Source organism: Methanobrevibacter cuticularis, from assembly GCF_001639285.1.
Lineage (GTDB): Archaea > Methanobacteriota > Methanobacteria > Methanobacteriales > Methanobacteriaceae > Methanobaculum > Methanobaculum cuticulare.
On record NZ_LWMW01000095.1, the window covers coordinates 22434 to 33516 of the forward strand.

Sequence of the window (11083 nt, forward strand, 5' to 3'; positions counted from 1 at the left end):
TTTTATATTAAAATTTTATAAATAATGATTCTTTATATGAAATAGTAAGTATAACATATTGATTGTACTTATAAGATATTTCCAAAATTATAAAAGTTAAAAAACAAAGATAGTATACTAAAAACAAAGATAATATAATAATTACTGAAGAATGATAGTTAAAAATATTAATTAAAATGGTGTGTTTATGGATTGGGATGATTTAGGTCTTAAAATGGGATTAGAAATTCATCAGCAACTTAATACTGAAACTAAGCTTTTTTGCCCATGTGCTACAGAGCTGATTGATGAAAGATTCGATAATGAGATAAAAAGAGGTTTAAGACCTACTCAAAGCGAGTTAGGTCAAATTGATCGAGCTGCCTTTCAGGAATCTATGAGAAAATTAAAGTTTAATTATGAAGCATACAATCATAGAACTTGTTTAGTTGAAACAGATGATGAGCCTCCACATGATCTAAATGAAGAAGCCCTTGATTTAGCTATTACAATAGCTTCTTTACTTAATATGCACATAATTGATGAAGTTCATACAATGAGAAAGCAAGTTATAGATGGAAGTAACACTGGAGGATTTCAAAGAACCAGCTTAGTTGCAACTGATGGTTATCTTGAAACACCTCAAGGTAAAGTAGCTATTGAAAATCTTTGTTTAGAAGAAGATGCATGTAGAAGAATAGCTACTGAAAATGATTTTACTCATTTCCGCCTTGATAGATTAGGTATTCCTTTGGTGGAAATTACAACTGACCCTTCAATTCATCATCCAGAGCAGGTAAAAGAAGTGGCTTATGTTCTTGGTCAAATATTAAGAAGTACAAATGTTAAAAGAGGCCTTGGAACCATAAGACAGGATTTGAATATTTCAATAGCTAAAGGTTCCCGTGTTGAGCTTAAAGGAGTTCAAAATCTTGATTTAATTCCAGAAATGGTAGAATTAGAAGTTCAAAGACAATTAAATCTTTTAAATATTCAAGAAGAACTTAAAAGTCGTGATGCTAGAGTTTTAGATGATATTCATGATTTAGATGAAATATTTAAAAATACATCATCTAAAATACTTTCAACTGCCCAAAGTATAAAAGGAATTGTGTTAAAAGGATTTAAAGGGTTAGTAGGGCTAGAAATTCAAAAAGGAAGGAGATTTGGAACTGAACTTTCTAGTTATGCAAAAAAAAGAGAGGTGTCTGGAATATTTCATACTGATGAGTTACCAGCATATGGTATAAGCCAAGAGGAAACTGAATCTATGAGATCCTATTTAAATGCTGACGAAGATGACACCATAGTAATTGTTGCTCATGATGAAGACATAGCTATATCTGCATTGGAAGAAGTTATTAGAAGAGCTAATATGGCCTTTGATGGAGTTCCTGAAGAAACTCGAAAGGCTTTAGAGGATGGAACTAGTGAATTTATGAGACCACTTCCAACTGCAAATAGAATGTATCTTGAAACCGACATCCCATTATTTAAAATCGATAAAAACAAGATTATAAATATAAGAAACAACTTACCTGAACTTCCTGAAGAAAAGAAAAATAGAATAATTGATGAATATTCTTTAAGTGAAGATTTAGCTAAACAACTAGTTAAAAAATTGCATGCAGATGAATTTGAAATTATAATGAAAGAAATAGATGTTGATTCAACATTAGTTGCATCTTTTTTAGCATATAATTTACGTGAGATCAAAAGAGAAGGAATAGTTATTAAACATATAAATCCCAAAGATTTAATAGCTACATTTAAATTATTATCTGCTGAAAAAATAAGTAAAGATGCTATTACTGATATTATTAAAGAAATAGCTATTAACAAAGAAGCTATTGAACAACAATTTAATGAAAAAGAAAATGGCTTTATTAAGTATGTGGATAAAGATATTGATAACAATATTGATCCAGAACAAATAGCAAAATCCTTGGATTTGTTACTCCTTGGTGAAAATGATGTTGAAAACATTATCATTGAAATAGTAAATAATAATAGTTCAATGATTAAAGAACGGGAAATGGGAGCTATTGGTCCTTTAATGGGGATTTCTATGAAAAAATTAAAAGGAAAGGCTGATGGTAAACTAGTTAATAAGATTTTAAAAGAAGAAATTAAAAAATTATTAAATTAGATAGATTAAGTTAAGCAAATTATAATGATCATAAAAATCTAATAAAAGAAACTAAATAAGTTAAAGAAACTAAATAAGTTAAATAAACTAAATAAGTTAAAGAAACTAAATAATTAGTAGAATCTAACAATACATTGAAAAAATAAAAATATTAATAAATGAAACAAAAAACTAAATAAATAATTGAATTTTATTTTACATTTTTGAAGGGATTAGATATGGAAAAATATGATATTATAATAATTGGAGCTGGTCCTGCAGGACTAACAGCAGGAATATATGCTGGAAGACAAGGAAGCGAAACATTACTTTTAGATAAAGGAATTACTGGAGGGACAGGATTAGAAGTCCCATCTATGGAAAATTATCCTGGGTATGAATTAATTGCAGGTATGAGTTTAATATCTAAAATGAAAAAACAAACCGAACAAAATGCTGAAATTAGAGAAATGGAAGGTGTTGAGTCCATTCAAAAAATAGATAATGGCTTTGAAATAAAGACAACTAAATCTACATACTTTGGAAAAAGCGTGATACTTTCAATGGGGACTAAACATAGACTACTTAAAGTTCCTGGAGAAAATGAATTTAAAGGTAAAGGTGTTTCTTATTGTGCAACATGTGATGGTTTACTCTACAGAGATCAAGATGTTTTAATTGTTGGTGGTGGAAATGGTGCAGTTCAAGAAGCTATTTTCTTAAAAAATGTAGGTTGTAATGTCAAACTCGTCCACAGAAGAGATGAACTACGTGCTGAAAAATATCTTCAAAATAAATTAGAAGAAAAAAAAATACCTGTTATTTGGAATTCTGTAGTTAAAGAAATCAAAGGAGATAAAGTGTTAAAATCAGTTGTACTAATTGATAATGAAGGAAACACTGAAGAAATAAAAGTTCAAGGAATTTTTGTAGCTATTGGAGACATTCCATCTAGTACCATAGCTAAGAATTTAGGAATAGATATAAATGCTCAGGGCCATATTATTACAGACAAAACCCAAAGAACAAATATAGAATATGTCTATAGTGCAGGAGATGTTACTGAAGGAATTAACCAATGGGTTGTTGCTTGTGGTGAAGGTGCAGTAGCTGCAACTTCTGCCTTTGAAGATTTAGAACAAAAAGGAATAGAACTATAATATAAGAAATCTTAAAAAAATAATAGCTAAAACTATCAAAAATTCAATTATTATTTATAATTCATGGTATAATCTATTAATATTAATTATATTTCTATTTAATAAAATTAAAAAAATAATAAAATATATCAAAAAATGTAGTAATTTTAATAAAATTAAAAAAATAATAAAATATATCAAAAAATGTAATAATTTTAATAAAATTAAAAAAATAATAAAATATATCAAAAAATGTAGTAATTTTAATAAAATTAAAAAAATAATAAAATATATCAAAAAATGTAATAATTTTAATAAAATTAAAAAAATAATAAACTAAGTCTAAAAATTATATATTTATAATCTATTAAAATCTAAATAATCAAATTATACATATAAATATTCATAATATGTTCATATATAAAATTCTTAAGGATTTTCCTAATAATTATTAGATTTTAAATAGCGATATATTAACAAAGCTATTATTAATATTATAAATATAGGTAAAATAATTGGTAATAACCATAAGAATAAATAAACAATAGCTGCACCAACAAGGACAGCAATTATCATGAACAATAATTCTTCTAATTCCATGAATTAGTATATTGTATGATATAGTATATAAATAATTCGAATATCATAAATATAAAATTACATTACTCATAATATTTTTATTTAAATTAGAGATTACACTTATTAATAAATAAGAAAACGAGAAATAACATGACAATTTTAGTTATTAATAATAAAGGACAATATAATCATAGAATAGGAAGAAGTTTAAAGTATTTAAACATTCCTTCTGAATTAGTTTCTAATGAGTTAACAATTGAAGAAATAAAAGAAAAAAATCCTATTGGTATGATATTAGGAGGAGGGCCATCTCTTGAAGAGTCTGGAAATAGTTTAAATTACCTGAATAAGTTAGATATTCCTATCTTAGGTATCTGCCTAGGCCATCAATTAATAGCTAAATCTTTTGGTGGAACCGTTTCAACATCCTCTACTGAAAGTTATGCTCAAATAGAGATCAATGTTTTAGAGGAAAATAAACTCTTTAAAGGACTATTTCCTTCTATGCAAGTTTGGACATCCCATAAAGATGAAGTAAAATCTCTCCCTGATGAATTTAAAATCTTAGCTAGTTCACCTATTTGTAAAATTGAAGCTATGAAACATAAAACAAAAGATATTTATGGGATTCAATTCCATCCAGAAGTACATCACACTCCTAAAGGAGGATCTATTTTCAAAAACTTCTATGATATCTGTAATTATGATAAAAAATAATATTTTATGATAATACTTAAATGTATCATAAGTTATATTAAAAAACTTAAAATCACCACATAACATGAAAATATGATGCCATAATCATCCTATGACTTATCGTGTCATATTAGGTCATATTTTATTTAGTAAATTTTGGTTCATATTATAAAAAAGAAATAGATTAAAATATAGAATCTCATGAATGCGGAAATATAATTTATAAATAAAGATTGATTAAAAAATATAGCTTATAAAATTCTATGAAAATATAATTTATAAATAAAAATTGATTAAAAAATATAATTTATAAATAAAAATTGATTAAAAAATATAATTTATAAATAAAAATTGATTAAAAAATATAATTTATAAATAAAAATTGATTAAAAAATATAATTTATAAATAAAGATTGATTAAAAAATATAATTTATAAAATTATATGAAAATAAATTATACTAAACTAATATAATAATAACAAAGAAAATATAATTTATATTCATAGAATGAATTAAAATTAATAAATTACAAACCTAATACTTAACATACAATAATTACAAACCAATACTTAACATACAATAAAGAATTAAAGAGGTAAAAATAATGATTGATAATTTCGAAGAATTAAAAAATAAAGCTGTTGAGAATAAACAAGGTATAAAAAAAGAAGGATTAAATATCATAATCGGAGATACTGAAGAACAATTTCGTATTTCAGGAATTGGGGAAAAAGCTGTGAAAATAGAAAAATTTGTGAAATATGAGGATATGATTGAAGCATTAGAACAAGGAAGAGAAGAAAGTTTAGAATTAATGATAAAAAAAGTTATTGAAGAATTTGAGCCTTCTGATGAAGAAGAATAATTACAAAGATAATTTAATAATCTTAAATCTAAAAATCTTTAATAATGAATTAGGATAATTATGAAAAACTAATGGATACTGCTTATTGAATAAATAAATAATAAAAAAATTCATTATTAAATAATTATTAAAACATTTAAATGAATAAAAAAAGCCTAAAATACAAATACATAGGCTAAATAAGCTAATAAAATTATAATAATAACTGGAGCTAACCATTTTAAAATTTTATATGCAATATATGCTATTATAAGGCAAAGACCGATAACAAAAATATTTCCAATTGTAACATCTAACATATTAATATATATGTCTTTAGATAGATATAATCTTTTCTAATTATAACTATCAAATTATTATTTATGGTGTAAAAATATGTTGAATCCATCAGAATTTATAAAAGAATCTATTGAAAAAATTAAAAATGAAATTGGTGATGAAAAAGCTATAATTGCTCTTTCTGGAGGAGTTGATAGCTCAGTTTGCTCTGTACTTGTTCAAGAAGCTATTGGAAACAATTTAATAGCTGTTTTTGTTAACCATGGACTTCTTAGAGAAGGTGAAGTAGAAGAAGTTTGTGGAATCTTTGAAGATAGACTTAATTTTGTTTATGTAGATGCAAGTTCTGAATTTTTAGAAGCTCTCAATGGTGTTGAAGATCCCGAAGAAAAACGAAAAATCATAGGAAAGGTTTTCATCGATGTATTTGAAAGAGAAGCTGAAAAAATTCAAGCAAAATTCTTAGTACAAGGAACAATAGCACCTGATTGGATTGAAAGTGAAGGAAAAATTAAATCACACCATAACTTAGCTTTACCTAGAGGAATGGTTTTAGAACTTGTAGAACCTGTTCGTGAACTATATAAAGATGAAGTTAGAGAAATAGGATTAGAATTAAACCTTCCCAAGAAATTAGTATATAGACAACCATTCCCTGGTCCGGGATTAGCTGTTAGAGTTATAGGTTATCTCACTGAAGAAAAATTAGCTATTTGTAGAAAAGCAGATGAAATTGTTAGAGAGGAAATAATAAATAACAATCTTGATGGAAATTTATGGCAATATTTCGCTGTTTTAACTGATACAAAAGTTACTGGAGTGAAAGGAGACCAAAGAGACTTTGGATATCTAGTTGTTTTGAGAATGGTAGCTTCAGTAGATGCAATGACAGCATATATCCCTGAATTACCGTGGGATGTTGTAAGAACTATTTCAAAAAGGATTACATCTGAAGTATCAGAAGTGACTCATGTTTCTTTATCTATAAGTGATAAACCACCAAGTACTATTGAATTTGCATAATAAGATAATGAATGAAAATAGACCCTAAACAACAAAACTAATACAAACAATAAAACCCTAAACAACAAAACTAATACAAACAATAAAACCCTAAACAACAAAATTAATACAAACAATAAAAACCTAAACAACAAAATTAATACAAACAATAAACACCCTAAACAACAAAACTAATACAAACAATAAAACCCTAAACAACAAAATTAATACAAACAATAAACCCCCAAACAACAAAATTAATACAAACAATAAAAACCTAAACAACAAAATTAATACAAACAATAGTTAATAAAGAACTGATATACTAGATAATCTTTGAATTACAAAATTTTAAAGTGATATAATGGAAGAAAAAACGAAATATTGTATTTATTGTGGAAATGAAATCCCATTTGATGCAAAAAAATGTAAATATTGTTATGAATGGGTTGATGAAGACTCAATTTCAAGAAATAATGCAGTTAATAGCTACAGTTCTGAAACTATACCTGATGACAATCCTGACAAAAATAAATACTCTACTGATGAAAATAATAGAGTATCTTATCCTCAATATAACAACAATGTGGTAGAATACTCAAAAATTATTCCTATGAGAAGATTTTATCTTCTGATGATTCTTACAGGAGGATTGTATGCTTATTATTGGTTCTATAAAAATGCATCTCATTTAAGAGATTATCATGGAAAAGACATTAATGTAGCTTTTCGTACATTATGTTTTATTATTGTTCCAATAGCTAATTGGATTGTATTTTATGAACTTTTAAATGACATGAAAAAACCTATTAAAGATAAAGGGTTGGAATGCTATTCGCCTGGATTAACTCTATTAGGTTTGATCTTAGTAGGATTCATTGGGTTTATTTTTGCTCCATTTATACAGTTATGGTTTTTCATAAATGTTCAAGAATCTTTCAATGAATATTGGAGATTAGAAGAACCAAATCTCCCTATTAGAAGAAGCTTTAGTAATGGAGAAATTGTAGTTATGATACTTGGAATATTCTTAACAATTTTCCTAATTATTGTTTATCTAAGTTTGCTACTTGGCTTTATGAGTGCAGCTACAGGTATTCCTTACTATTAACTACATTTCTTTATTAATTACATCTTTTTCCTTATTTTTTATTATATTGAGTGGGAAATAATTATTTTTTATAAAATTTTATTCTTAATATTATGAGTTTAAATCTAATATAAATCTATAGTAATTCTTAATTTACTAAAATTAAATATTTTAACCACTAAATTTTGAATAAAATTCTAATAAAACCTTAAATTTAATATTAAAATCAATTAGGTAAATTAAATTTTTTCTATGATATGATTCATTTATTTGAATATTGATATTATTATACTGCTTAATTCATAATTTAAATTTATATAATTAATTTTTTAAAATAATAATATTTTATATGCTTTAAAATAATTTACATAATTAATTTTTTAAAATAATAATATTTTATATGCTTTAAAATAATTTATATAATTAATTTTTTAAAATAATAATATTTTATATGCTTTAAAATAATAATAATGTGATTTAAGTGATTTTTAAAATTTTAATTTTGGAATTATTTCCCACTTAATATAATACAAAAAATAGATTAACCATTAAAAGAATAAGTTAATTATAAATCATTATGATAAACTAAAAAAAAGAAAAAACTATGATAATAATAAAAAAATAATGATTATAACTCAAAGATGAAAATAAATATTTTTAATTATTTTTAAAATGTGAAACTGCTTAATTTCAAGGTTAAATTATGATAACTTCTAAAAGTGCCTATCTAAAAAAATTAACTGATAAAATACAGATGAAATCTGTAAAAGTAGGTAAAGATTTAGATGGTAGTACTCCTCCTTCTGTTTTTATTGGTAGATGGAGCTATCCCAAGGTTTATGCTGGGCCAATGATGGTACCAGAACAAGGTGATACAGCTATTATGGATTCACCAGAATCATGGATTGGTGAAAATAAAACACAAGATGATATTATTAATTATCGACTTAACTTAGTAAGAGGAAAACAATTGATTGGAGTAAAAGACTTAGATAATCCATTTATTGAAAAACTTCAAGATATTTCCCTTGCATCAAAATCAATAGATAGTGAAGCCACTTTTGGAAAACGCCCCAGAGGGACAACATTAAGCGAAGATAGTACTCCCCATGGGCCAAGTGCGGTTATTGAAAGATTTGACATCGATGCAGTAAGATGGGATAAACAATTAGAAAAAACATATTATGATACTGATCTTAAAGCCAATGAAGCTGTTATGAACTTACATAAAAAAGAAGTTCCATTTTCAAACTTTCAAAAAGCATTTTCTGTTGGAGCCATTGGAACCGGAAAACGAAGAAAGTTAGTTCCAACAAGATGGTCAATTACTGCATGTGATAGTTCAATAGCAAACACTCTCCTAAAAGAAGTAAGGCACTATCCACTACTTGATACCCATAGAGTCTATGAATTTAGTAGTTTAAAGAACTATTATTCAGTGATATTAATTCCAATGGAATGGCAATATGAATGGATGGAAGCATTTATCAAAGTTTTAGGTAAAGAAGAAATGATATTTTCAGATTATGAAACTAACACTGACAAAAAAGAATATTCTCGTGTAGGAGGATGTTTCTATACATGTAAAATGGCTGTTCTTGACTCTTTATTTAAACAAAAAATACAAGCAGGAGCCATTGTTCTTAGAGAAGCTTATGAAGGTTATGTTCCACTTGGAGTTTTCAATGTCAGAGAAAATGTTAAATATGCCATGGAACAACCATATAAAGAATTTGAAGATTTAAAAGAATCATTACAATATGTTGGGACTAAATTAAAGATCCCTATCAGTAAATATGTTAAAACTAGTGATTTATTAAAAGAATTACTTCAATCAAGACAAACTACACTAGACAATTTTTTCAAAAAAAGTCCAAAATATCAAAATTAGAATAAACTTAAAGAAATCCTTAAGAATTTTTAAATAAATTAATGAATATTATTAAGTAATTATATAAAAACAATAAATAAAGAAATAATTTAAACTAACTAGGAAAAAATATGAAACTTTTATACAAACAACCATCTAAAGAAACTATTGAAGCCATGGCCGAAGTAGCTGGACACCCTATAAATACAGAAAGAGAAAATAGCTATTTAAGAGAAACTGAAAGTAAAATCATTGCTAAAACTAAACATCTGCATGGAAAAATAGTAAACAGTGGTAATGCAGCTATTTTAATAGCTATGAATGCAATAGATGGCCCTATATTGATACCAGATCAAGGTGGATGGCATGGTTTTAAACAAATAGCTAAATTCTTAAATAAAGAGATAGTTATGGTTGAAACCGATTATGGACTAATCACCAAAGAATATTTAGATAAAATAGATTTACAAAAAGTAGCAAAAAATACTAATGAAAATAATAAAGAAAATATTGAATATTCAAAACCAGCTATTTTCTTAACAAGTTTTGCAGGTTACACAGCAGAACAACCAATAGAAGAGATATCTAATTGGTGCAGAAAAAATAATGTATTACTTGTTGAAGATGCTTCTGGATCCATAACTGATCCAGAAAAAAAATTAGCTAATGGAATCTATTCTGACATAATTGTTGGATCCACTAGTTCTCCAAAAGTAATTAATGTTGGTGATGGTGGATTTATAACCACTAGTAATAATAAAATATTTGAAAGATCTAAATTGTTATTAAAAGTATGCAGGTCTAATGATATCACAAACAAAGGAATAAGCACTGAAGTAGATTTCGCAGAAGACAATCTAAAAAAAACAATTGAAGCTACAACTTACATTAAAAATAACCTCGATAATGTTTTTCATCCTGATAAACGTGGAACTAATGTTATAATAGCTAATCGAGATCCTCATACCATGATTAGAAATCTAAAAATTAAGTTCAATGTTAAAGGAAAGTCAATTATAACTAATTGTCCTAATTACAATAGAATAAAACAAAGAGGAATAGCTATTGAGATTAAAAATTTAAATACAAAATGTTTAACAAAAGAAAATTTAGATGAAATCATTGAAACAATAAAGAGATTCCAATAATAACAAAATAATCTTAAATAAATAAAAAAATGTTTGGAAAGAATGTTATAATTAATATAACTTCTTTCCAAAAATAGATAACACAAAGTAATTTATTTTTTAGGTTCTTCTGTATACTGTTATTTTGAGTTTAGCTATTTTGTTGTGTGCTAGGTTTTTGACTATTGTTTTTAGTATTTTGGATGCTTTGTTGTAGTTGTATTTGGTGTTTTTTGTTGTTTGTATTTTGTAGATTTTGTGTTTTTTGAGTATTTTTTTGAGTGATTTTGTGAAAGTCTTTGAACCTGTTTTTTCTCCGTAGTTTTTGA

At 25.7% G+C, this 11083-nt stretch carries 9 protein-coding genes; 8 read left to right on the plus strand and 1 reads right to left on the minus strand.

Features of this window, described 5'->3' with window-relative positions:
* Nucleotides 1-187: 187 nt before the first annotated feature.
* From gatE to MBCUT_RS04735, 8 genes are all read left to right on the plus strand, one after another.
* On the plus strand, nucleotides 188-2128 hold the full coding sequence (gene gatE, locus MBCUT_RS04700; protein ID WP_067259473.1) for a Glu-tRNA(Gln) amidotransferase subunit GatE: 1941 nt from the start codon (nucleotides 188-190) through the stop codon (nucleotides 2126-2128).
* 218 nt (nucleotides 2129-2346) lie between these two features.
* Nucleotides 2347-3267, plus strand: a complete 921-nt coding sequence (locus tag MBCUT_RS04705) for an NAD(P)/FAD-dependent oxidoreductase (RefSeq protein WP_067259475.1) — start codon at nucleotides 2347-2349, stop codon at nucleotides 3265-3267.
* 708 nt (nucleotides 3268-3975) lie between these two features.
* On the plus strand, nucleotides 3976-4542 hold the full coding sequence (locus MBCUT_RS04710) for a GMP synthase subunit A (RefSeq protein WP_067259477.1): 567 nt from the start codon (nucleotides 3976-3978) through the stop codon (nucleotides 4540-4542).
* 583 nt (nucleotides 4543-5125) lie between these two features.
* On the plus strand, nucleotides 5126-5386 hold the full coding sequence (locus MBCUT_RS04715; RefSeq protein ID WP_067259480.1) for a hypothetical protein: 261 nt from the start codon (nucleotides 5126-5128) through the stop codon (nucleotides 5384-5386).
* Between the two features lie 375 nt (nucleotides 5387-5761).
* The gene (guaA, locus tag MBCUT_RS04720) at nucleotides 5762-6688 is read left to right on the plus strand and encodes a glutamine-hydrolyzing GMP synthase (RefSeq protein ID WP_067259482.1); all 927 of its coding nucleotides are present in this window, start codon (nucleotides 5762-5764) and stop codon (nucleotides 6686-6688) included.
* A 343-nt stretch (nucleotides 6689-7031) separates the two neighbouring features.
* Complete coding sequence (locus MBCUT_RS04725; RefSeq protein WP_067259485.1) at nucleotides 7032-7778, plus strand: hypothetical protein; 747 nt, start codon at nucleotides 7032-7034, stop codon at nucleotides 7776-7778.
* Between the two features lie 682 nt (nucleotides 7779-8460).
* Entirely contained in the window at nucleotides 8461-9648 is a 1188-nt protein-coding gene (locus MBCUT_RS04730; RefSeq protein ID WP_067259487.1) for an Nre family DNA repair protein, read from the plus strand.
* A 110-nt stretch (nucleotides 9649-9758) separates the two neighbouring features.
* The gene (locus tag MBCUT_RS04735) at nucleotides 9759-10775 is read left to right on the plus strand and encodes a DegT/DnrJ/EryC1/StrS family aminotransferase (protein WP_067259489.1); all 1017 of its coding nucleotides are present in this window, start codon (nucleotides 9759-9761) and stop codon (nucleotides 10773-10775) included.
* Nucleotides 10776-10874: 99 nt separating this feature from the next.
* Here MBCUT_RS04735 and MBCUT_RS11290 read toward each other — a convergent pair.
* Nucleotides 10875-11083 (minus strand): hypothetical protein (locus MBCUT_RS11290; protein ID WP_169805393.1); only part of this gene is annotated, 209 nt, incomplete at its 5' end.

Excerpts from the sequence above, each read along its gene's own strand:
- gatE (WP_067259473.1), top strand. The coding sequence starts at position 188 with ATGGATTGGGATGATTTAGGTCTTAAAATGGGATTAGAAATTCATCAG.
- MBCUT_RS04705 (WP_067259475.1), top strand. The coding sequence starts at position 2,347 with ATGGAAAAATATGATATTATAATAATTGGAGCTGGTCCTGCAGGACTA.
- MBCUT_RS04710 (WP_067259477.1), top strand. The coding sequence starts at position 3,976 with ATGACAATTTTAGTTATTAATAATAAAGGACAATATAATCATAGAATA.
- MBCUT_RS04715 (WP_067259480.1), top strand. The coding sequence starts at position 5,126 with ATGATTGATAATTTCGAAGAATTAAAAAATAAAGCTGTTGAGAATAAA.
- guaA (WP_067259482.1), top strand. The coding sequence starts at position 5,762 with ATGTTGAATCCATCAGAATTTATAAAAGAATCTATTGAAAAAATTAAA.
- MBCUT_RS04725 (WP_067259485.1), top strand. The coding sequence starts at position 7,032 with ATGGAAGAAAAAACGAAATATTGTATTTATTGTGGAAATGAAATCCCA.
- MBCUT_RS04730 (WP_067259487.1), top strand. The coding sequence starts at position 8,461 with ATGATAACTTCTAAAAGTGCCTATCTAAAAAAATTAACTGATAAAATA.
- MBCUT_RS04735 (WP_067259489.1), top strand. The coding sequence starts at position 9,759 with ATGAAACTTTTATACAAACAACCATCTAAAGAAACTATTGAAGCCATG.